18 protein-coding genes are annotated in these 22901 nt (G+C 47.6%); 9 read left to right on the top strand and 9 right to left on the bottom strand.

The genetic code is table 11. The annotated features are described in order from the left end of the window. Window positions 1–70: 70 nt before the first annotated feature. Entirely contained in the window at window positions 71–1915 is a 1845-nt protein-coding gene (gene asnB, locus ABZM97_RS05980) for an asparagine synthase (glutamine-hydrolyzing) (RefSeq protein ID WP_087993631.1), read from the bottom strand. Between the two features lie 169 nt (window positions 1916–2084). Between asnB and ABZM97_RS05975 the strand changes: the two genes are divergently transcribed. Then, complete coding sequence (locus ABZM97_RS05975; protein WP_087993632.1) at window positions 2085–2642, top strand: DUF2777 domain-containing protein; 558 nt, start codon at window positions 2085–2087, stop codon at window positions 2640–2642. Between the two features lie 31 nt (window positions 2643–2673). Here the strand turns inward: ABZM97_RS05975 and ABZM97_RS05970 are convergent, their stop codons facing one another. The 3 genes from ABZM97_RS05970 to ABZM97_RS05960 all read right to left on the bottom strand — a co-directional run bounded on the left by ABZM97_RS05970 (window position 2674) and on the right by ABZM97_RS05960 (window position 6902). Then, window positions 2674–5355, bottom strand: a complete 2682-nt coding sequence (locus ABZM97_RS05970; protein WP_202328472.1) for a peptidase S8 — start codon at window positions 5353–5355, stop codon at window positions 2674–2676. 169 nt (window positions 5356–5524) lie between these two features. Then, window positions 5525–5881 carry a YisL family protein gene (locus tag ABZM97_RS05965; protein ID WP_087993634.1) on the bottom strand — a complete coding sequence of 119 codons (357 nt, stop codon included), beginning with the start codon at window positions 5879–5881 and terminating at the stop codon, window positions 5525–5527. Window positions 5882–5996: 115 nt separating this feature from the next. Then, complete coding sequence (locus ABZM97_RS05960; protein WP_087993635.1) at window positions 5997–6902, bottom strand: fumarylacetoacetate hydrolase family protein; 906 nt, start codon at window positions 6900–6902, stop codon at window positions 5997–5999. A 154-nt stretch (window positions 6903–7056) separates the two neighbouring features. On the opposite strand from ABZM97_RS05960, the gene ABZM97_RS05955 reads away from it, so the two are divergent. The 8 genes from ABZM97_RS05955 to ABZM97_RS05920 all read left to right on the top strand — a co-directional run bounded on the left by ABZM97_RS05955 (window position 7057) and on the right by ABZM97_RS05920 (window position 10646). Then, window positions 7057–7980, top strand: coding sequence for a CotH kinase family protein (locus tag ABZM97_RS05955; protein ID WP_202328473.1), 924 nt, complete (start codon window positions 7057–7059; stop codon window positions 7978–7980). Between the two features lie 143 nt (window positions 7981–8123). Next, window positions 8124–8294: an aspartyl-phosphate phosphatase Spo0E family protein gene (locus tag ABZM97_RS05950; protein WP_087993637.1), complete on the top strand. Its 171-nt coding sequence runs from the start codon at window positions 8124–8126 to the stop codon at window positions 8292–8294. Between the two features lie 418 nt (window positions 8295–8712). Then, window positions 8713–8934, top strand: coding sequence for a spore germination protein (locus tag ABZM97_RS05945; protein WP_087993638.1), 222 nt, complete (start codon window positions 8713–8715; stop codon window positions 8932–8934). A 13-nt stretch (window positions 8935–8947) separates the two neighbouring features. Further along, window positions 8948–9181, top strand: a complete 234-nt coding sequence (locus tag ABZM97_RS05940) for a spore germination protein GerPB (protein WP_141113432.1) — start codon at window positions 8948–8950, stop codon at window positions 9179–9181. A gap of 23 nt (window positions 9182–9204) precedes the next feature. Next, entirely contained in the window at window positions 9205–9822 is a 618-nt protein-coding gene (locus tag ABZM97_RS05935) for a spore germination protein GerPC (RefSeq protein WP_087993640.1), read from the top strand. Then, a complete protein-coding gene (locus ABZM97_RS05930; RefSeq protein WP_087993641.1) occupies window positions 9819–9995 on the top strand; it encodes a spore gernimation protein GerPD in 177 nt (58 codons plus the stop codon). The genes ABZM97_RS05935 and ABZM97_RS05930 overlap by 4 nt, the downstream gene beginning before the upstream one ends. After that, window positions 9995–10378 carry a spore germination protein GerPE gene (locus ABZM97_RS05925; protein WP_202328474.1) on the top strand — a complete coding sequence of 128 codons (384 nt, stop codon included), beginning with the start codon at window positions 9995–9997 and terminating at the stop codon, window positions 10376–10378. Before ABZM97_RS05930 ends, ABZM97_RS05925 begins: the two co-directional genes overlap by 1 nt. Before the next feature lie 49 nt (window positions 10379–10427). Beyond that, window positions 10428–10646: a spore germination protein gene (locus ABZM97_RS05920; RefSeq protein WP_010333667.1), complete on the top strand. Its 219-nt coding sequence runs from the start codon at window positions 10428–10430 to the stop codon at window positions 10644–10646. 36 nt (window positions 10647–10682) lie between these two features. Here the strand turns inward: ABZM97_RS05920 and hlpB are convergent, their stop codons facing one another. The 5 genes from hlpB to addB all read right to left on the bottom strand — a co-directional run bounded on the left by hlpB (window position 10683) and on the right by addB (window position 22826). Next, window positions 10683–10979: an HNH nuclease-like protein HlpB gene (gene hlpB, locus ABZM97_RS05915; protein WP_148964229.1), complete on the bottom strand. Its 297-nt coding sequence runs from the start codon at window positions 10977–10979 to the stop codon at window positions 10683–10685. Window positions 10980–10995: 16 nt separating this feature from the next. Next, window positions 10996–14388, bottom strand: a complete 3393-nt coding sequence (gene sbcC, locus ABZM97_RS05910) for an exonuclease subunit SbcC (RefSeq protein ID WP_202328475.1) — start codon at window positions 14386–14388, stop codon at window positions 10996–10998. Beyond that, complete coding sequence (sbcD, locus tag ABZM97_RS05905; protein ID WP_253268996.1) at window positions 14385–15560, bottom strand: exonuclease subunit SbcD; 1176 nt, start codon at window positions 15558–15560, stop codon at window positions 14385–14387. The genes sbcC and sbcD overlap by 4 nt, the downstream gene beginning before the upstream one ends. Window positions 15561–15634: 74 nt before the next feature. Further along, window positions 15635–19339 carry a helicase-exonuclease AddAB subunit AddA gene (gene addA, locus ABZM97_RS05900; RefSeq protein WP_367387301.1) on the bottom strand — a complete coding sequence of 1235 codons (3705 nt, stop codon included), beginning with the start codon at window positions 19337–19339 and terminating at the stop codon, window positions 15635–15637. Then, the gene (addB, locus tag ABZM97_RS05895; protein WP_253268994.1) at window positions 19326–22826 is read right to left on the bottom strand and encodes a helicase-exonuclease AddAB subunit AddB; all 3501 of its coding nucleotides are present in this window, start codon (window positions 22824–22826) and stop codon (window positions 19326–19328) included. Before addB ends, addA begins: the two co-directional genes overlap by 14 nt. Window positions 22827–22901: the final 75 nt, after the last annotated feature.

The raw sequence follows: 22901 nt of genomic DNA, 5'->3' as shown, positions 1-22901 counted from the left end.
AGCATATTTTCTGCTCACCTATCCTTTTTTGTTTATATATATACCTTCTAGATCATAATGTTAAATATCTTTATCCCTCATCAATATCAATGCGATACGCTTCAAACCACGTATGAATTTGGGCAAGGTGGGCGATCAGCTGAGGCCCCTTCATGAGCTGTCCGAACCACGGAACCTTGAAGGAGGAGCCTTCCGTTTCTAAGAGCTGATCCAATTGTTTTCTGTCCAGCAGGGTATGGAGCACGGAGTCCTTTTGGCTTCTGATCGTTTTCAGCCATTCGCTGACGCCTTTTGTATATTCAGGGTGGTGTGTTTTCGGATACGGGCTTTTTTTGCGATACAGAATGTCATCAGGCAAAATGCCCTCTAGCGCTTTGCGCAAAATGCCTTTTTCCCGGTTGTCATGCATTTTCGTTTCCCATGGGATATTCCAAACATATTCCACGAGCCGGTGATCGGCGAACGGCACCCGCACTTCAAGGCTCGCTCCCATGCTCATGCGGTCCTTCCGATCCAAAAGGTTCGTCATAAACCAAAGCATATTTAAATAGAATAACTGTCTTCTTGCTTTGTCCACACCCGTTTCTCCGTCTAATAATGGTGTTTCCGCCAAGGTTTCTTCGTATTTGGCATTTACGTATTCTTTTAGATTCAATTTTTTCTGCCATGATTCAGATAGCAGCTTGATCCGCTCCTCTGTCGATCTCATCCACGGAAATCCCGACTCAACGTCTGCTGTATGGAACCACGGATACCCTCCGAAAATCTCATCCGCGCACTCTCCCGACAGGCTGACGACAAAGTCCTTTTTGATTTCCCGGCAAAACCACAACAGGGATGAGTCGACATCAGCCATTCCCGGCAAGTCTTTAACCAATACGGCTTCCTCTAAATGATCGACGAGATCCTTTTGGCTGATGACGCATTTGTGGTGCGTTGTGCTGAAGGCATCTGTCATTTTTTCAATCCAAGGCCCATCGTCATTCGGCTGAAAAGCGCTTGCTTGAAAAAATTTATCATTCTCTTCGTAATCAATCGAATAAGTATGAAGCGGGGCTTTTCCTTCCTTTTCAAAATGGCCTGCCGCAACCGCTGTAATGGCGCTTGAATCCAGTCCGCCTGATAGGAACGTACAAACCGGCACATCCGATACAAGCTGCCGCGTCACCGCATCCTGAAACAACGACCTGACATTGGCAACCGTGTCATCAAAACTGTCCGTATGTTTTTCGCTTTCAACATTCCAATAACGCCAAATGTTCAGCCCGTCTTTGGAAAACGTCAGCGCGTGAGCCGGCCGGACTTCTTTCACGCCTTTAAATACGCCAGTACCCGGGGTTCTGGACGGTCCAAGTCCGAAAATTTCAGAAAGTCCTGTTCTGTCCACTCGGGCTTTTATATGAGGGTGTGCGAGAATCGCTTTGATTTCTGACCCGAAGAGAAAAGAAGACCCCTGCTCCGTATAAAAAAACGGCTTCACGCCGAGACGGTCTCTCGCGGCAAACAGCAGTTCACGCTTTTCATCCCACACAGCAAAAGCGAATATGCCATTGAGATGGTCTACACAGTCTTCCTGCCATTCAATGTAGCTGTGCAGCAGCACCTCGGTATCTGACGTTCGCTCGAACTGATGGCCCCGCGCCCGCAATTCTTTGCGCAGATCTTCCGTGTTATACAGCTCGCCATTGTAAATAATGGTGTACGTATCTCCTTTATAGGTGCATGCCATCGGCTGGCGCCCGCCTTCGATATCAACGACCGCAAGCCTTTTATGTCCGAATAAAACATGGTGCTCCCCCCAAACGTTAGAATCATCAGGCCCCCGTTTGGAAAGAGTGTCTGTCATTCTGTTGATCGTTTGTTTTTCCTGGACGAGCTGCTTTTTAAAATCGACCCAACCCGTAATTCCACACATGTGATATCAGCTCCAATCCCGTTTCTTTCGTCACAATTTCGTTTCTTTCAGCACCTTAGTAAGTTTATGCATCTATAGGCAGATAGTTGATTTGTCCACAAAAGAGTTGTATGGGACAGGCTTGAATTGGAAAGAAAGGAGAGGAAAGAAGAAAAAGGAGACAGCATGCATGAAACGGAAACAATTATTATATAAAGAGGAACGAAAATGGGAATACGGCACCATCCTCATCGAAGATGGAATCTGTTTAATCGAAAACGGAGAAGGCGATATACTGCTGGCAGACAGTCTGCATCACAGCCCAATCTGGCTCCATCATAAAGGAAAGTGGGAACCGGCCGGCTTTCAGGATAAATCAATTCTGGCATGCGGTGAAGAAAACATCTCCCTTTCAGGCGGAGAACGCATCCGCTATGAGAAATCAGTCAAGCGCCCGCTCATGACGCTTTTGGATTCGCTTGATGACGAAACCTTTCTCGCATTTTTACAGCATTTGCACAGCTTTGGCTTATCGGTATTCGATTGCGTGTTTTCTTATAATAAAGGAGTCTTTACGAATACATCGGAGGAGCAGGGTGTTTCTTTTTATCACTTTTCAAACGACACCGCCCAATGCGCGATGCAGCATCACTATAGCAGCGAAGGGACAGGAGACCGGTTCGAATGGACGGCATCAAACGGAAAGCGATCCATTATGTATTCAGCGGTCCAGCGGGGGCGCAAATAAAAAAAGCGGTGCAGCGAGCACCGCTTTTTGGTTATTTTTCAACGACGACTTTTACATTCTTGCTTTCTTTTTTGTCTGTATCAGCAGCCGTGACGTACAGCACCGTTCCGGCTTTTTGTTTTTTGATTTTCACCGTGAACGTTCCTTTCGCGTCAGCTTTGGCAGAAGCGATGACTTTCTTTGATTTGTTTTTCACTCTGATCATTGCTTTGCTGTTCGCCTTTCCTTTCACTGCCGTATCTTTCGTTTTCACTGCGTTTACTTTCGGTGTGCCTGAAGGTTTTCCTTTGACAACGACAATTTTATACGACGTTTTCGCATCGCCTTTTGCTGCTTTTACATACAGTATTTGATCTTGTTTTTGAGTTGGGATAGTGACCTTAAATGCACCATTTTTTCCGGCTTTGGCGCTGCCGAGTTTTTTCTTGCCGCTCATCACTTCGATAAGCGTGCCTTCCTTCGCGCTTCCTCTGACGGCTGTTTGTGTGCTTTCAAGCTTGTTGACTTTGAGCTGTACATCAACTGCGCTGACAGCCTTCATGACATTCAGCCGCCCGTAGCCTGAGTGCCAGTCAACTCCGGGGATCTTCGGAATGTCAATCGGATCACCATAATCGTCATACAATTCTTCTTCTTCGCCATCGACACTTTCAAACGAAATATCATCCGCCGTCTTTTTCAAAATATCCTCTGCTTCTGTTCTTTTCAGCTTAGGGTTTTGTGCAAACAGCAAGCCTGCAGCAGCGGCAGCATACGGTGTCGCCATAGACGTTCCGCTCATGTACGTGACATTTCCGTTCGGCACTAAGCTCGGGATATCAGACCCTGGCGCGGAGATATCAAGACCTTTTCCATAGTTAGAGAAATCTGCGGTCACATCCATGCGGTTCGTTGCTCCGACTGACATCACATATTTAGAAGAAGCGGGATAAGATAAGGAATTGGCTCCGTCATTTCCGCTGGCTGCGGCAATCAGGACATTTTTGTCAGCCGCGTATTTCAAAGCAAATTCAAGTACGCGGCTGTAGCCTCCGCCTAAACTTAAATTAATCACCTTTGCCCCTTTGTCAGCAGCATATTTGATGCCAAGGGCAATTTGTTCAGTATCTCCGGCTCCTGTGGAATCAAGCACTTTTACCGGGATGATTTTCGCTTTGGCGTTTAAACCAGTCATTGAATAGCCATTATCGCTTTGAGCGGCGATAATGCCGGCGACGTGCGTCCCATGCCCCTGATCGTCCATTGCGTTGTTATTCCGTCCGACAAAATTGCGTCCGAGATCTGTTCTTACTTTTCCTTTTAAATCGGCAAGTGTGCTGTCCACACCTGTGTCTACGACCGCAATGAATGTATCGTTCAGCTTGCGTTTGGACAGCAGGGAGCTGGCAGGCTCGTATTTCACATCCGCGTTTTTAACACCGCCGTTTTCACCGTTGTTTTTAAGCGGCCATTGGTAAGGATATTGAATATCGTTTGACAGGCTTTTGTATTCCTGCACAGGTTCCGCAAACTCTACGTTAGACATCTTGGATAATGTCGCAGCAGCGCTTTTGACCCGTTTTGCGCTTGCCGTATATGTGCCGTTCTGTTTTTCGTCTTTCGGAAGCTCAAATGAATAAAGATTGTCAAACAGTTTCTTTGCCTTTTTCACATTGGAAATGTCTTTTTTCGATTGCGCGCTTGCAGAAAAGCCCTTCATTTCATTATGTACGGATGAGAGGCTTTTATTGTTCTTCACCTTGAAAATGACCTTTGTTTTCTGAACTTCACTTTTTGCCGCAAGTTTATTTTCAGTTAAAATCGCTCCAGCTGTTTTGCCTTGCAGCTGCTCGATATTGAATCGTTCCGCCTGTTTCTTTATCTCCTTTTTAAGGAAAGACGGGACGGATTGTAAAGCATTCTCGTATAGCCGATTGATCGCTTTTTGATCCTTTTCAGTTATCTGATATGAAGATGATGCACCGTTTTCTGACACATCATCAAACAACGGCTTTAATGTCACAAGATCCTGATAGATTTCATTTCTCGCTGTTTTATTGAATGCGAGCTTTGCCACAATAAACGGTGCCGCTTTGTAATAAAGGCTTGTCAGTTCTTTGCCTTCTGCTGTTTGGTTTAACTGGTCATCGCGAATCGCTCTCAGCTTGTCCAGGATGCTTTTTCCCGATTTTTTCTGATCGACACTCATTTCTACCGGACAAGCTTCTTCCTGTTCTAAATCTGACGGTTGCTTTTTCGTGCCTTTATACCCAATCGTATACTTGGCTTCCGCGGCTGCTTCCGCCGTTCCGCCGTCCTCTGGTTCTTCTTCCCCGAGGTATTCAACTTTTACATAGTAGGGGCCGCTCCACGCGTACGGAAAAATCACTTCGCTTTTTCCATCCTCCGCCGTGTAAGAACGATACATTTCAAACGTTTCATCTTTAAGCGCTTTTTCCATACTTGGATATACAGATACATTCAATACTGAATCACTCTTTACGGTCAGTGCCATATGTGAGTTTTTCTGAATATCCGCTTTTCCCGGAGTCACTTTGTACCATTTCACCTGTTCCGGTTCCTTCATGGTGCCTGTCTGTTCTTTGCCGTTTTCCAGAGCAGCCGCCTGATCGATCGCGCTGGCCGCCGCTTTGGTTCCCGGAGAAAAAAGGCTGAAGATCAGTGCAAAAATGAGCACTGCCGCCACCAACGAGCTGAATTTTCTGCGTTTCATGATATCCCTCCTGTAAAATAATGAATCTTCTTGAAGGTATCATAATTTCATAGGACGAGATACCGCTTATAGGGAATTTTAAGGTTATTTTAAATGATTTGGAATATAAGGGATAAATCACAAAAAAAAAACCGACTCCATCCATAGAGCCGGGTTCGCACTGTTTCTATTAAAATAAGTGAAAGCCGATTGGCAAATGCAGACCGAGCAGCACTGTCAGCACAAGGACAATGACGAAGCCGATCCATAGGCCTCCGGTTGATTTTTCTTTTTTCTTGCGGATGAGGAGCATTTCCATCAGGCCGATAGTGATAATGCCAAGAATCATTTTGCCGGCGTATTCTCCGTTCCAGTTGGCGAAATCGACAAACAGCCAAGCTCCGGTCAAAATAATTAAGATATAGAATAACCGCAGAATCATATGAGTGATTTTTGCGCCCTTCGCACTTCTTGACGCATACAGCGAGTAGCTGACGAAAAGCAGAATCAGCGCTACCACCCATGTCGTAATATGTAAGTGTGTCATACAGGTTCCCCCCTATCAGATAAATTACCCCACTTATAGTACCATGAACTTGTCCTCTGCCACAAAGATGAATCTCAGAAAAAAAGGCGGGTCCGCGTCCGCCCTTCTGTTTGGTTCAGCCGATTGGGTTTGACAGCGTTCCGATCGGATCAATCGTAATGTCGATTTTGTCACCTGACCGCAAGAATTTCGGCGGCGCAAATCCCTTTCCGACGCCAGACGGCGTACCGGTGGCAATGATGTCTCCCGCTTCAAGCGTCATCCCCTTCGAGAGGGTTTCAATTAACTCCGGAATGGAAAAGATCATATCGCTTGCCGAACCGGATTGGCGCAGCTCACCGTTGACTCTCGTTTCAACCTTGAGGCGCTCAGGCTCCTGAATCGATGATTTATGTACAAGCACAGGCCCCATTGGACATGTTGTATCCAGACTTTTTCCGATAAAAAACTGCTTATGCCTTTTTTGCAGATCACGCGCCGTGATATCATTCACAATCGTATATCCGAAAATATGGTCATATGCGTCTTCTTTTGATATACGGTTGCCGCTTTTTCCGATGACGACAGCAAGCTCTCCTTCATAATCAAGCTGAGAGGTGACCCCTTCATGGCTGTTTACGATATCACCATGCCCTATAACTGTAACCGGCGATTTTGTAAATACCATCGGATGTTCCGGAATGTCGGCCTCGCTTCCCATTTCAATCGCGTGATCCCTATAGTTTTTGCCGATGCAGATGATATTTTTTGATGGCCTAGGAATCGGTGCATGGAGCTTCACCTCAGATAATGAATACATAAATGATCCCAGCTCATCATTCGGTTTCTTTGCCCACTCGGCCAGCTGCCTCGCATGCGTAACGAATTTATCCCCTTCTGCGATACATTCAATCAGCGATCCCGGAATCGTCTCAAGTTCAAACAGTTTCTTCTCAGCCTTTTGCAAATCCATGATTTTCTCATCATCAATGATCAGGCCGACAAACTTTCGGTTGTAAAGTTCCCCTGTCGCAAATTTCATGTTATTCCTCCATCATCTTTTAAATCAGACTGCTTCTTCATGTATTCTCTGTCGAATGCTGAAATCCCTTTTTATCACGACCGTTTTCATTTCGTTTCAGGACGGGCTTGCAGTACATATCATACAAATGTCGTTTTGAGGAGGAGGAAAAAAGATGGAGAGCGTACATTTATTTTTTCATCGGCATCAGCTTAAGAAAAAAGGAACTGCCAAGGGGCTTCTGGTGACAGACTTATCAGTTTCTCCCATTCTTCTCACACAGCGTGACAGAGCGGAAAAGACATCCTATGAAATCAGCTGGGAAAAGGCTCCGCTAGGTGAAAGCACACTTTTTTTGAATGCGGAACAGGGTGATCCGTCCCTGATGCGGCGCAGGCTCGCTTATTGTCTTTTTGGCGAGATCGGTGTTCCTGCTCCCGCTGCCTCATACAGCTTTCTGACCATCAATGGCCAGCCCGAAGGCATTTATTTGAACATCAAGAACCATCAGCTAGCCGATAAGAAAGCTTATCGAGTAAAGACTGCCGATCCGCGGGTTCCGTTGTCCGTTTTTAAAGATGAACCTTCCGCGTTTTCACACGAATTTTTCACGCTGATTCGTACAGCGGAAGATGCCGAATTAGCTGAACGCATTAAAATGTATCTGGATATCAAATTGTTTTTTTTGTGGCTGATCGGCAGCGCCTGCACCCGTCAATGTTTTTATTACACATTTTGTTTAAACGAATCCGGCCGGCTTCACGTTTCCCCGATAGAGACACGATCGCTTGCCGCACACGGAATAGCTGACGAAGATCCTCTGCTGACTAAAGGACGGACGCTTGCGTCAAGGCTGCTTTCCATTCCCGCTTTCCGGTCGCAATATCACACATTAATGAAAAACGTGCTGGACCGGTCGTTTACCATTGAACGATTGTCTCCTTTCATCAGCGAATGGCAACTTGACATTTGTCAAAAAGCTGATGATGATCCGTTTATAAAAAAAAGCCCCTTTCAATTCGAAAAGGAGCAGACAAACATACTTAGAGAAATTGAGGAACGGCAGGACCTTTTGCAAGCACACTTAGCAAGACTATAGTCCTTCCTTGCATGAAAAAAGGCCGCAAAAAAATTGTCGCTTTTTTAGTCAAATTGACGAAAGGCAACCTTTTTAGCAAAAATGGGTTATACTAACGATATCCTGTTTTGATCAAAATAAATTCTAGAATTGGAGATAGGGTAATGAATAGTAAAATTGAAGAAATGAGAATCACACTAATTGAAACAGCACAAAAATACGGCATGAACTCAAAGGAAACGATTCAATGCAGCCAAGAGCTGGACAGTCTTTTGAACACCCGAATTAAAAAAGAAATGGTTTTTGGGGGATATCCTGAAAACTCCCGTATGTGAATCATTTTCTATAACATTGAATTCACCATATGTAACTCCGCTTTTTGCTCAGCACTTCTGAGAGATACCTCAGGGCGAGAATGTGTCCGCCCAAAAAATCGGTTACCGCAGCACGACATACTCCAAAAAGCATTTCCTACACGCAAAAACACCAAAGAAACTGAAAAATCACGCAGGCGGATAGCGGCATCCATCGCCGCAATTCCGCTCGGTTTATACATTACCCGGCTTATCAAACAATTAAACATATCGGCTGAAAAAATTTAATCGTTTGCATGAAAAGCTGATATGTCCCCTTTAAATTTCCCTCACACATATGCGCGTTTGTCATAAGCTATCGTGAATAGCCCAATTGAAATCAAATTGTATTTTTACTTTACCCGCCTTTTTTCAATTTTTCAACAAAGGATGTGCTCGTATGCCGGCCATTGTCGGAGCGTTTAAAATTAATGCGATTGGTACGAGCGGAGTCGTTCACATCGGGGACTGTATTACGATTTCTCCTCAGGCACAGGTCAGAACGTTTGCCGGTGCGGGCAGTTTTAATACCGGTGACAGCCTCAAAGTGACGAATTACAAAAACGCGACGAATGTGTATGACAACGATGCAGTTGATCAGCCGATCGCAGGGAATGCGTAAAGGAGTGAGGCCCATGAATTTCTATGTGAATCAAACCATTCAAATTAACTATCTTCGGCTGGAATCCATCAGCAACTCCTCTATTCTGCAAATCGGAAGCGCCGGATCAATCAAATCTTTGTCAAACTTGTATAACACGGGAAGCTACGCAGAACCCGCGCCAGAGGTAACCGCCTTGGGGCAGCCAGTCGAGTCGCAGGGACCCGATACAGGTGCATTGGTCCCGCTCCAGCCTCCTGGCCGTTAATCATATGAAAGAGGTGAAAGACCATGTATGATCAATCTGTTTCCTCTTATTTGCAAAACTTGAACTCCTTCGTTCAGCAGCAGGCGCTTCATATTCAGCAGCTCGAACGTCAGCTGAAAGAGATTCAAACTGAAATGAATTCGATGAAACAGCGGCCGGCCACAACCATTGAGCGTGTGGAGTATAAATTTGACCAGCTGAAAATTGAACGGCTCGACGGGACACTGAATATCGGCTTAAATCCGACAGACCCGAACAGTGTCCAAAATTTTGAAGTCAGCCAAACAACACCTGAAATCGGGATGATGCAGCAGGAAGAGAGCGCCCAGCTCATGCAGCAGATCCGACAAAATGTCGACATGTTCTTAACCGAAGAAATTCCAGATGTTTTGGAGCAGCTTGAAAACCAATATGACAGCAGGCTTGACGATACAAACAGGCATCATGTCATTGAAGACATCAGAAAACAAATGGACAGCCGGATTCACTATTATATGTCCCATATCAAAAAAGAAGAACAGACACCGCCTAAACAATATGCGGAACATATCGCTGAGCATGTGAAGCGAGACGTGATCCGTGCTGTAGAACATTTTCTGGAACATATTCCATCCGAAATGAAAGGAGATGAGCAAGCATGATTTTCACAGTTGTCAACCGTAATCTGGAGGTCGGGGATATCCGAATGAACGGTGTGTCCAGCTCCTCTATTTTTCACATCGGAGACACTGAAGCAATCTATCTCTCTTCAATTTTCGACACTCCGCCTGAATCTCTTATTATCGGACCGTTTGCTCCGCTGTCGCCGGCATAATGCTTAAGCGTATATCCCGCATCAGAACGATTAAATTTAACTCTCTCGCAATAGCAAGTGTGTTTCAAGTTGGCGACACAAACGAAATCGATATGAGCATAAAAGTATTTGCTGTACAACGCTCGCTGTCTACGTTTTACAATAATGAAGGCTCATTTCACAGCAAGGATTACCCGATCTTTCAGCAGCAGGCTGTGACACCGATTCCGGAAACAGGGGTGCAAAGCGCATTTTGCCACGAGGTTCCGGTCATTTATGTTCGCAACGTCAAAATTCAAGGGGTCTCATCCTCTTCTGTCTTTCATGCAGGGGCGGCTTCGGTTGTCCGCGGCGATGCGAGAATCAAACATATCAGGCAGATTCAGTCTCCGCGCTCACAATAGTCCGCCAAGAGCATATACTAAACAGAGACTTCGATAAAGGGTGTCGTTTATGCCAGCAATTGTCGGGCCTATAGCTATCAATTCGATATCGGGCGGAGTCGTAAACTTTGGTGATTCCTTTTACCTTTCTCCGAAAAGCTCTTCAAAATCTGCGCTCGGTTCGGGAGCAGGAAACACGGGAGACTTCCTTCTATTAAACAATGCAGTCAACGCGACAAATTATATAGACCCCGATGTCAGCGATCAAGATATGGTTGGAAATGGATAAAAGCAGCCGCTCTGCAAAGAGAGGGCTGCTTTTTAGTCATTTTTTTCGTTCATTTGATTTCTTTGTTTTGATCAGCTTCTCAGGCGGCTGTTTTCTGATCCATTTGACAAACCGTGCAAGCTTCAGATCACTTCTAAGTTCATCTATTCCGTTTAAGCGAACCGCAAGCTCTTGATTGGTATATAAGGCATGAATCTGTTTATGGCAAGGAATACAGAGCATGGCTGTCGGCAGGAATGTTCCGCCTTCCTCTTTCGGTGTGAGATGGTGCTCTGTCAGCTGGACATCACTCCGGCCGCACAGCTCACATATTCCGGCAGTCTGCTTTGCCATATCCGTTTCCCCCTTCTTACATCAACTCAAGAGATATCCGTGTTCCGCGGCCGCTCGGTTCAGCCGGATGGACGATCAGCTTTTTCGGAAGCCGTGCCCGCAGTTCCTGCACATGGCTGATGACACCGACAGACAGATTGTCGGACTGCAGTTTTTCCAAGGCTGTCACAACCGTATCCAGCAGATCTTGATCAAGGGTGCCGAACCCTTCATCTAAGAAAAAGAACTGCAGCGGGTATTCCCCGCGAAGCTGGATCTGCGCGGACAGCGCAAGAGCGAGAGAAAGCGAAGTGAGGAAGGTCTCTCCTCCAGATAAGCTGGATACCGGGCGTTTGACGCCACCATTCGCGTCATCCCGCATCACGAATCCGCCTTCTGAATCCACTTCTATGGCATAGCGCTGTCTCGTCAGCATGCCAAGTCTTGCTGATGCGTCCCGCGCAACGCTTTCAAGCTGCTCCTCAGCTAAAAATTCAACGAAGGTATTGCCTTTAAACACAGCTTGCAGCTTGTCCAGCCTGTCAATATGTGTCTGCCGTTTTTTCAGTTCAGCTTCAATTTCGTTAAACCGTTTATGATGGTCGCGAATGACGGCCAGCGCTTTCGCTGCTGCGCCTTTTTCCTCTATAGCAGCGCCTAATGCGTCCTCAGCTTCTTGTAATGCCGTAACGGTTGCGCTCCATTCGCTCTCTGATAAGGCTCGGCCGGCAAGTATCTCTGCTACCCGTTTTAAGTTTGCAGCATTCTGCTTCAGCTTATCCATAAACTGGTCGATGCCGGCTTTCATCTTGTCAAGCTCTTCGGCTGGGATAAGACTTCGCTCCACCTCCTCAGCCCGGGTAAAGCGGGTGCTTTTCGCATGCTCGAGCCAAGCGGCTTCCGCTTTTTCCAATCTGTCTTTCGCCTCTTGAAGCGTCAGCTCGCTTGCTGAAGCGCGGCTTTTCGCCTGATTGAGCTTCATCTGGGCGCTTTGCAATTCTTCATATAGAGATTGCTCTTTTTCCTTTAACTGCTTTAGATCCTGTTGGACAGAGCGAAGTTTGATCTCGATCGAGTCTCGTTTTGCGTAATCTCCGAGTTCGTGCTCATAATCCGCGATCACACTCTTGATGCGTTCAGCCGCATAATGAAGCTCCAGCTTTTCACGTTCAAGCTGATGCCCCGACTCCCGCAGCTTTTCCTTTTGTGCTTCATGCTCAGCAAGAAACGCGATGCTCTTCTCAATGCGTTTTTCGCATTCTTCTGCAGCCCGGTCCTTTTCTTCAATGGCTTGCTGCCATTTTTCCGCTTCATTCACAGACTGATCCTGAAACGCTTCATTAAACATTTTCAGGCGGCTGTCCATCGAGGACTGAAGCTCGGTAATGATGCTTTCGATACGGTCAGCCTCTCTTTTTTCAAAACCGATTTTTTCATTAAGCTGATCGGCCTTTTTTAAAGACTCCTGATAAGCGCTAATCATTTGCGCCATTCGTGTTTTAACAGAAAGAATATCCTGTTTGACTCGTTTCCATTCAATTTTGGCAGTATCGAATGCCTCATGCACCGGCTGATTCTCGTAAGAAGCTGCCGCTTCAAGGTTCGGCGCTTGAATCGTTTGCAAAAACGGACACTGTTCGATAAACCGTGCGGACTGTTCTTCAAGTGTGATTTTGGCTGAAAGAATCTCCTGGCTGAGAGCTGCCGCTTCCGTCAATAACACATCTGTCTGTTTGATGTTCTCTTCAAGACTGCTGTCGAGCTCATATGTTTCATGTACTGAGGCAGACGGATCATGATTCGTTGAACCGCAGACCGGGCAAGGCTTTCCGGCGGTCAGTTTTTCGGCTAATTCTTTTGTGAGCAACGCCATTCTTGCTTTTTCACGCTGTGCGTGAAGCGTTTGTTGTCTCTTTTTAGCCTGCTCAGTCATACCCGCTAATGACCGTTCCGTCTCACACACCAAATGGTACACGGTTTGTACAGCCTCATATGCCTGTACGATATTGTTTTCTTCCGCCCCTGTCTTTTGATCGAGTGTACTCTTCTCTTCATTCATCTTCTGCAGCACGAGGTTCAATGCATCACTTCGTTTTTTCTCTGTCGTGATTTGCTCCTCAGTCTGTCTGATGCGCAATGCCATCTCTGCGGCCTGCTGGCAGCTTTTTCGCTCATCTAATGTCACCTGCAGAGATTTGAGCTGCTGCTTCAGTTCCGTCTGTCTGTTTTGCCCTCGTAAAAGACGGTCTGTTACAGTCTCCAATTCATTCATGACAGATTGAAGAGCCTCTTCTTTCTGCTGGAGTTCAGTCTTTTTGCGTTCTTCCTCTTGCTTGGCCTCACTTCGTTTGATTTCAATCTCCTGCAAGCGGGAAAGCTGCTCCTGCTCGGTTAAAAGCTTAGGTTCTTTCTCGCTTTTATACCGGCGCCACGCTTCATACTCTTCATGTTTTTGATGATAGTATGCTGTCCGGTCTGCTAAATCCTTTTGGGCAAGCATTTGTTCCTTTGCAGCCTTCTCCTCTTGCTGGATCGCTTCTGCATACCTGTCCGCATAGGGCTTCAGAGCAGAGGCTGTTTCTGCTTCCAGCAGGCGTTTTTGCATGCTATCTACGTGCGGCTGTTCCTCTTCGAGACGTTTTTTCTCTTCTTCATAAGCCGATTGTTCCTTTTGAACATTCCAAATCTCCTGGTGCTCCGTAAACCGCTCTTTTGCCTGATCACGATTCTTCCTCATTGCTTCCAGATGAGCTTCGGCTTGTTCGAGAGCCTTTTCCGCCTGCTCAACCGCTTCTGAGCTCGCCTCACCTAGACCGGACTGTTCAGCAAGCATTTCATTTTTTCTCGCATTGGCTTCCTGCGCTTGCCGTCTCAGCTTTTTCACGAGCCGGTCTCCATACTGCTCCAAATGAAATAAACGCTGAAGCATATGTCTGCGCTCCGCCCCTTTTAAAGACAGAAATTCGGCAAATTTCCCTTGCGGCAGCACCACCGCTCTTGTAAAGTCGTCGATCGTCAGCCCCAAGAGCTCCTCGACTCTTTTATTCACTTCGCTGGCTTTATCAGCCAGCACCGTGTGCTCGTCTTTGATTTCGATGAAGCGGCAAAGTGCCGTTTTCACCTTCATTTCATCCGTTCTCTTAAACACACGCTCGACTTTGTAAGAGATTTGATGATTCGTCTGAAGCGCAAAGGTAAAGGAAACAGACAGCGTATCTTCCGCATGGTTTAAAATTCCGTGCGTATTGTTTGCGGCCCGCTCCACCTTTCCGTATAAAGCAAGCGTCATTGCATCGAGGATAGAGGATTTACCGCTTCCTGTCGGGCCGAAAATGCCGAAAACACCGGCGCCTGAAAGGCCTTCAAAATCTATCGTCTGCTCTTCTCTAAAGCTGTGGAGCCCCTTTATAGTTAAGACGATCGGCTTCATTTCGCATCCTCCTCTTCAACGCCTGATGCAAGCTCTAAAAACAGCTTCACCATTTCTTCATCCGGCACCGCGCCGCCAGTTTGTTTTTCATAAAATTTCTTAAAACGGTCTTCGATCGACACATGCTTAACCTCGATCTGTTCCCGGTCTTTGTTCTGTTCTTCAAAAACCGGCCTGATATGGATAAAGCCCGGGTGCGCCTTCCGCAGTCTGTGGATTTCTTCAAGTGATAACTGGTCCGCCACACGGATTTCAAGGTCAATCCAGGCATTCTGATCCCTGCCTTCATCCAGCCAGCTGTACACCTCGCTTAAGCCATTTGCCGCTTTCCACTTCACAAGGGGCTTGCCGCTTGATAATAAAACCTCATGCCAAGAGGCCTCTTCCCCCGGCTTCGCGTCCACGATTGTCACTGATTTGGCGTAGCCCGCTTCAGAAAAGCTGTAGGCGAGCGGAGATCCTGAATATCGCGCAAGCGTACGCGCCCGTTTGATCGTTTGCGGCCGATGCAAATGGCCGAGCGCAACGTAAGCGGCATCAGCCGGCAGGCTTTCAGCGGCCACCGTATAAGCCCCGCCGACTTCAATCGGCCGCTCTGAATCCGTTTGGTTTCCGCCTGCGACATAAATATGGCTGGCGGCAATCTTCACTGCGTCTTTGCGGAACCGGCTTGTCATATGCTCAAACGCCTGCCTGATTTTCACATCATAATGATCACGGATCAGCTTTTCATCAAATGTATCGGAAAGCACTTCATTTAACCGCGCTTCAGATGGGTACGCCAGTGCTCCGACAGCCAAAAGCTCCCCGGCTGAAGGCACTTCAATATGAAGCGGTTCTGTTGTCGGATAACCGATTAAATAAATGCCGTTTTCATGTGTCAGCGGTGAAGCGGCGGACAAACGGTCAGGATTATCGTGGTTTCCGGCAATGACAGCGATCGGGCGCTTTCCCCTGTCGCTGAGCGCAGACAGGCTTTCATAAAACAGCCGCTCGGCTAAAGCCGGCGGGTTTACGGTGTCAAACGCGTCCCCCGCCATGACAATGGCATCGACCTGCTCTTCTTTTACAATCGTATTCAATTCATCAAGCACATCGGCCTGTTCACTCAGCCTGCTTCTTCCTTCAAGCGTTTTTCCAAGATGCCAGTCCGCCGTATGTAAAATCCGCAAATCCCTTTCACCTCTCTTTTTTGTATAGAAAACGAGATCCGCTCCGTCTGAAATCGCGGAGCTTACGGATCTCGCTATAATGTCAGTATGTGCCCTCCGTCAAAGAAATAAAGCGCACATCCTTTTACCTTTGTTTTCGCAATTTGCTCAACCGCCTTCGTGTACAGCTGAATTTGCGTTTCATATCGTTTCTTCAAGATCGGGGCCGCTCCTTCAAAGCCGTGCTGGAATTTGCCCTCAATCCGGTCTGATTTATAGTCCAAGAGATATAAGCCGTTTTCAGTTTCATAGAGACAGTCGATGATTCCCTGCACTAAAAGCGGCTCATCCGCCTCCTGTGCATCAGGATAGATTTCTTTGGCCGGAAGCGCTAAACTAAATGGCACTTCCCGGTCCTTCCATTTAGCGCCGATCAGCTGTCCGCCGATTTCCGTATGGAAAAATCGCACGATTTCTTCTATATCAATAGCGGCTTTTTGTTCTTCAGTGAGCAGCTCCTTTTCATAAAGCCTGTGAACCGTCTGCTCCGCTTCTTCTATCGTCGGCACATGTGTCAGCGGGATATGCTGCATCACTGTATGCATGGCTGTCCCTTTCTCCGCCGCTGTCAGGCCCTGTTTCATCATAAAAGCGGGGCGCCTGTACAGAATGCTTCCGTCAGCCGGTTTAACGGGAGCCCTGCCGGTGTATTCATCCTCGTACTCTCTTTTTCTCTTGATCTCAGAAACCGACTGCTTTGTTCGAATTTGTGTGACCTCTTGATGCGGGTATGTCCAGCTCAGCTGCTCGCGGGCTTTTTTATCAAATGCAAACGAGCCGGGAACTGGTTCACCTTTGCGGATCGCTTCTAGGCGATCGCTTTTTTCTTCCATTCTTTCTGCCAAATCATCATCAAGCAAATCATAGGAATGAATCATTCGAACGGCAAAACGAGCCGGGTGTCCTGATATATCAGCATGCGCTGCCGCACCGTTTTCAGCTGAATTCTCCAAATCTCTGTGTCTGGCAAGAGCCGGCCCGATGAAATCTAAATACGTTTTCGCCTGATAGCGGTCAAATTCGGGCAGAAGCCAGTCAGGTTGGGACGCGGATGCCTGCCATTTTGCGAGCTGTTTCTGATGATCCTTGCACGAGCCAATCAGAAACAATTTTTCTTTCGCCCTCGTTAATGCGACATAGAGAACACGCAATTCCTCTGACAGCAGCTCTCTGCGCATTTTTTTCTTCATCGCGATGAGCGGAAGAGTCGGGTAGCTGATGCGCATTTGCGGATGGATAAACTTCGTGCCAAATCCAAGCTCCTTGTCCAGCAGGTACGATTTGTTCAAGTCCATCATGTTGAAGTTCCGGCCGAGACCCGCCGCAAACACGACTGGAAATTCGAGCCCTTTGCTGCTGTGGATCGTCATTAAGCGGACAACATCCTCCTGCTCGCTGAGCGCTCGCGCCGTTCCAAGATCATCGCCCCGCTCCTGCATGCGTTCGATAAACCGCAGGAAACGGAACAGGCCGCGAAATGCCGTCGATTCATATTGGCGCGCCCGGTCATAGAGAACACGCAAATTGGCCTGGCGCTGTTTTCCGCCCGGCATCCCGCCGACATAATCCATGTATTTCGTGTCGCGGTACACTTCCCAAATCAGCTCGGATACGGAGTGGTTTTTCGAAAACGAACGCCATTTTTGCAGATGTCCGTAGAATGTTTGCAGCTTTTGATAAAGCTCGTCGTTACGGTCACCCGCCGCCAAATAGTCTTTCATCGCTTCATAGTACGGCGCTTTTGTATTTTCAAGCCGGATCAAAGACAGCTCGTTTTCATCCGCCCCGACAATCGGGGAACGCAGCACAGAGGCAAGCGGTATATCCTGATACGGGTTATCGATCACCTTCAGCACAGAAAGCGCGACGGCGACTTCGACCGCTTCAAAATAACCTGACGTTAAATTGGCGTAAACCGGTATGCCCTGTGCTCTCAGCTCCTCCATGATTTGCGGCGCCCACGGCATGGAACGGAGCAAAATCACGATATCGCGGTATTGAATATTGCGGTGTGTTTTCGTTTTTCCGTCATACACCTTAAATGGCGATGAAATCAGCTTGCGAATTTCCTTGGCGATCGCTTTCGCTTCGAACTGCACGGTTTCCAGCTCTTCTGCTTCCTCACCTGCATCCGTCTCTTCTGTGTTGTCGATCAGCAGCAGCTCCGTTTTCGTCTCATCATTGTCCGGATACGCCGCACCAAGCTTCAGCTCAGCCTGCTCGTCATAATCAACCTCACCGATTTTGCCGCCCATTAGCTGTTTAAATAAAAAGTTCGTGCTGTCTAAAATATCAGTCCGGCTTCGGAAATTTTTATTCAAGTCAATTTTCCGTCCCGTACCTTCTCCGCTCTCTGTAAATCGTTTGTATTTGGAGAGGAAAAGAAGCGGCTCAGCAAGCCTGAATCGATAAATCGACTGTTTGACATCTCCTACCATAAACAGGTTGCCTGTCTCTTCCGGCCCGCTTGTGACGAGCTGCAGGATCGATTCCTGCACGAGGTTGGTATCCTGGTATTCGTCAACGAGCACCTCGCGAAACTGCTCCTGATAAAATCTTGCTGCCTCGCTCGGCTCGCGTTTACCTGTTTCATTCTCTGCTGTCAAAATGGATAAACAGTAATGCTCCAAATCAGAGAAATCAATGATTGATTTTTCCTGCTTCGCGGCTTCGAATCGTTTTCCGTAGCTGATGACAAGCTGTACAAGCGTTTCAATGACAGGCTTCATGTCGGCCAAGCTTTTCAAATGCTGTTCAGGACTTCTCGTGAAGTAATCGGTTTTAAGCTTTTCAAGCAGTTTTTTTGCGCTATTTCTCAAATCCGTCGCTTCTTCAAGGAGCGCAGGATCAAACTCGTCCCCTTTTACTGCTTTCGCGCGCTTAAAAGAGACTGCGGGCACCCGTTTATAAAGTTCAGTGAAATCACCCTGATGCTGAATCAGTTCATCAATCTGCGCAAGATCATCAAGAAAATTGTCAGCGCGCGGCGCGGGGCCGCCCGGCGCTTTTGTCAGCTCAAGCGCGCGCAAGAGCTTTTCCTTCGCTCCGTGAAGCACCATGGCAATATCCTCTTTGACATATTGATAAAACGGAAGCTCTTCGATGGCGCTCTTTTCCGATACATCATACAAATGAACAAAGCTCTCCAGCCATGCCTCCGGGTTCGGGTGGGAACGGGAATACTCGTACACCTGTTTGACGAGAAATTGCAGATCCAGATCATGCCGGTCTGTCGTGTAGCGGTCAACAAGCTCAAAAAACGCCTTCTCGCCCTTTGCGTATTCGTCTTCAAACAGCTCGTCCAGCACCTCATCCCCAAGCAGCTCGCCTTCTGCCTGATCAGCCATCCGAAAGCCCGGATCAAGATCGATTAAGTAGTAATATTTCTTCAGCACTTGCAGGCAAAAGGAATGAAGCGTCGAAATGCTGGCCCGGTTTAAAAGAGACAGCTGGCGCCTGATATGCAGTGATCCGGGGCGTTTTACAAGCTCTTTTTCCAAGGCATCCGCGATCCGGTGTTTCATCTCTGCCGCTGAGGCGTTTGTAAATGTCACAACGAGAAGCCGGTCTACATCAATCGGGTTTTCTTCCGCGGTGATTTTCCGGATCATTCGTTCAACGAGCACAGCGGTTTTTCCGGAGCCCGCCGCCGCTGCCACGAGAATATCCTGGCCGGTTGAAACAATGGCATTCCATTGGTCATCTGTCCATGTGCTGTCTGCCGGTTTAGGAATGTTCATTGCCATCCGCCTCCTTTTTTATCCACTCAAGTATCGTCTTGTCCTTTTCAGCCTTTAATGGTCGATACTCGTTTTCTTCTAATGATTCATCAAATTGGCATACTGATTTGAACGAACAGTATGTGCACGGCGTCTTGTTCTTCATTTTATACGGCTCAATCGATACACGTCCGTCGGTGATTTGTTCGCCTGCTTCTTGGAAGGTGCGGCGCACATGCTTCGTCAACAGCTCAAATTCCTTTTCGCCGACTGCCGCTGAATCCGACCTGAGAGAGCCGTCTTTCTTCAAGCCGGCGTTAATGATATTTGACCGTCCCTCTTGAAGGGTCGTATCCATGAGGCGAACCGCTTCCTGATCGCCGAGGAGCAGGCCCTTCATTTTAAATTTCTTAAAGATCTCCTGTTCAATCTCGTCAAGCCCAAGCGGGAGATTAGATTGAATCATCGGGTCATGAATATGGAAATACAGCACTCCGGCCGGCGTCGCTCTCATTCCGAGCCAGTCGGCTGAATGTGTAATTGATAAGTCAAGGTACGTCAGCATTTGCAGCGCCAGTCCGTAATATACTTCCGCTAAGTCAAGGCCTTTGTCGCTTGATTTATAATCGACAATCCTGAGGAGCAGGCCTTTTGAGCTTTCCGCTTTATCGACACGGTCTATTCGCCCGACGAGCTCCATCGTGCAGCCGTTTTTCAGTGTAAAGGTCAGCGGCGGAAGGGGCCCTTTTCCCCCAAAGCCCAGTTCAAGCCCGATCGGCACGAATCCGCTCGCTTTCGCATGCTCGCTTAAAATGCCTGACACACGGGTCACAATTTTTTGCAGCTTTTCCTTTACATAATAATGCCGGTTTGAGCTGAGCAAAATTTCCTTTTGCAGTTTCGGTGCCAGCCGTTCTACCGCATCAAAGGAAAACAGCTCGCACTGCTCCTTCGTTAAATCGCGCCAATCAAGCTTTTGCTCACGCAGCCGGTCTGAAATCAGCTTTAAGCTGGAATGAAACAGCTGGCCGATATCCGGTGCTTCGAGTTTGAAAAATTGCCGTTCCTTCAGATGAAGCCCGTGTGACGCAAAATGGGAGAATGGGCACGCGTTAAAGCTTTCCATTCTCGATACACTGCCCTGAATGCGTTCGCCATAGAGCTGTCTCGACACGCCGCGATCAAGCTGCTTCACTTCATTCCGGAAAAACAGGCTTGAGAACAGCTTTTTCGATTGCAGCCTGTCCGGCTCACTCATTAGCACATTGTACGTGCTCCACCAAACGTCGCTGATGTCGTATTCCCGAGTCCATAATCTGAGCTGGCTTGCGGTAAAGGACTGTGCCACGCTTTTATTGACGACATACTTAAGCTGTTCCTCATCGCTGACCTGCTCAGGTTCATTTGTCAATAGGCGCTCCTTATGCTGCGGAAACAGCTCTTCCAGCCGCTTAATGACAATCGACGGCAAAAGCGTTTTTCCTTCCGCATCAGCAATCGGATACGACACATAAAGCCGGTCAGACGGACTGGAAAACGCCATATAGATGAGGAAATGCTCATCAAGCAGACGCTCCCGCCCGCCTGAGGAAAGTTCAATTCCTATGGTTTTCAGCCATTCCCGGTCATCGTCCGACAGCACCCCGTTTTCATCAGGGCGCGCCGGCAGAACGCCGTCGTTTGCCCCCAGCACAAAGGTGCAAGCGGTGCCATACATTCTGGATAAATCCATATTGCCGACAAACACCTGGTCAAGCGCAGGCGGAATAAGAGAAAATGTGAGCGACTCCGCGCCGGCTTCCATCATTTGCTGAAACAAATCTAGAGAAATCTCATCATCCCCCATCATTTCAACAAACTCCTCAAGCAGCTGGATGACTGCATCCCACGCCTGCTGATGCTGCTGCGCTTCAATGATTCTGCCGTCTTCCTCAGCGCGCTGTCTCTCCTGATCCAGCTTCAGCGGCACATCTGTCTCCTCTAAATAACGGTAAAGCGCCTCCGCCCTCTCCTGAACTGTCTTAGCTTTTTTCATTCGTTTCTGGAGCTGAAAAAGCGGCGGAACAATCCAGTCGCGTGTGTCATTCAGCATGTTTTCCATTTCGATTTCCTGATCGGTCTGCGCAAAATCATCATCCAATGATACAAAACGTCTGTAGTGGAAACGGTCGCCCTTTGTCCAGCGGTCGCCTTTAATACCGTAGGCGATACAGTAATTTTCAAGCTGATCGACCTGTTCTCTCACCTTCGCCTTCGGTTCGTTAAGCGGGAATAGCAGTTCGGTTTTCACGCAGCGAAACACCGCTTCATAACGCCAATTCCCTTTCAGAACATCAATGCTCGACCGGATAAATTCGATTAACGGATGGTTCAGCATAGATGCTTTTCCGTCAATGAAATAAGGAATCTCGTAATCAGCGAAAACTTCCTTCACCATATCCTTATAGTCTTCCGTCTGGCGCGCAAGAATCGCTACATCTTTATAGCGATAGCCCTTCTCTCTGACAAGCGCGTGAATTTCCCGGGCGATGCCTTCCAGCTCAGCTCGTCTATTTGCGGCCTGCATCACAGTTAAGGCCTCTTGTTTTTCTCCGTACGGGACAGACGGACGCGCTTCATACTGCGCCTCTAGATGCGCCAGTTCCGGCGCCTGCGTATGCCGCTCAGTTCCGTTTAGCTCTTTATAGGTGATGTCCAGATTCAGTTCCTTCGCCTTCTGATGAAGGCGGTAATAGGCTTTTCCCGTCATTCTGAACAATTCCAGTTCATGCGGCTCCCGCTCATATGACGGCTTGTCCGCTGTCAGCGAAAACGTGATATGCTCTGCATGAACCATAAGCTGCTCCAACACCCTGAATTCCTGCGGTGTAAACTGATAAAAGCCGTCCACATAGATATGCGCGCCTTTTATATCTTCCGCAAGCGGGATATGCTCTGACAGCAATGTCAAATAATCCTCAGAGTGAAGATATTGGTCTGAAAGGCTTTTTTCCATCTGCTGATACAGAATCGATAAGTCATGAAGCTTTTCAGATAAAACACGTTCCCCGCGATACTCGGAAGCCGTTCCGCTTTCCGCCATCCGGCGGATATCTTCCGGTTCCAGACAGTAACGCTTAAACTCTGTCAGCATGCGCTCTACCTGTGCGGTAAACCCGCTTTTGTCACTCGCTTTTTGATAGACTTTAAACTCCTGTTTATGCTCCTCAATGAGCTTCCGCAGGAGCATCTGTACGCCTGTGCTCGTAAGAAACGGCCTGCTCATTCCTCCCGTATGCTGGAGAACGCGCCAGGCCAATCGTGAAAAACTGAACACTTGAGCACGTATCATTCCGCCCATATCAGGCGTTTTAGCAAGCTCGTATTCCATTAAAAACGTCATTTGATCCGGGACTAGAAAAATGATCGGTTTCCCGAATGGAGCCCGGCGCAGTTCATCCTGAATGCTGTCGATGATCAGCTTCGTTTTTCCACTCCCGGACCTGCCTACTAAAAACTCTGCTCCCAAAATAGAAGACCCCTCTCTTTTTATCTCTATATATTTTATCGAATGTTGACGAAAATGACCAATCTGATTTATTGG

The organism is Bacillus vallismortis (genome assembly GCF_040784915.1).
GTDB lineage: Bacteria > Bacillota > Bacilli > Bacillales > Bacillaceae > Bacillus > Bacillus subtilis_G.
This window is presented reverse-complemented; position numbering and strand designations above follow the sequence as displayed.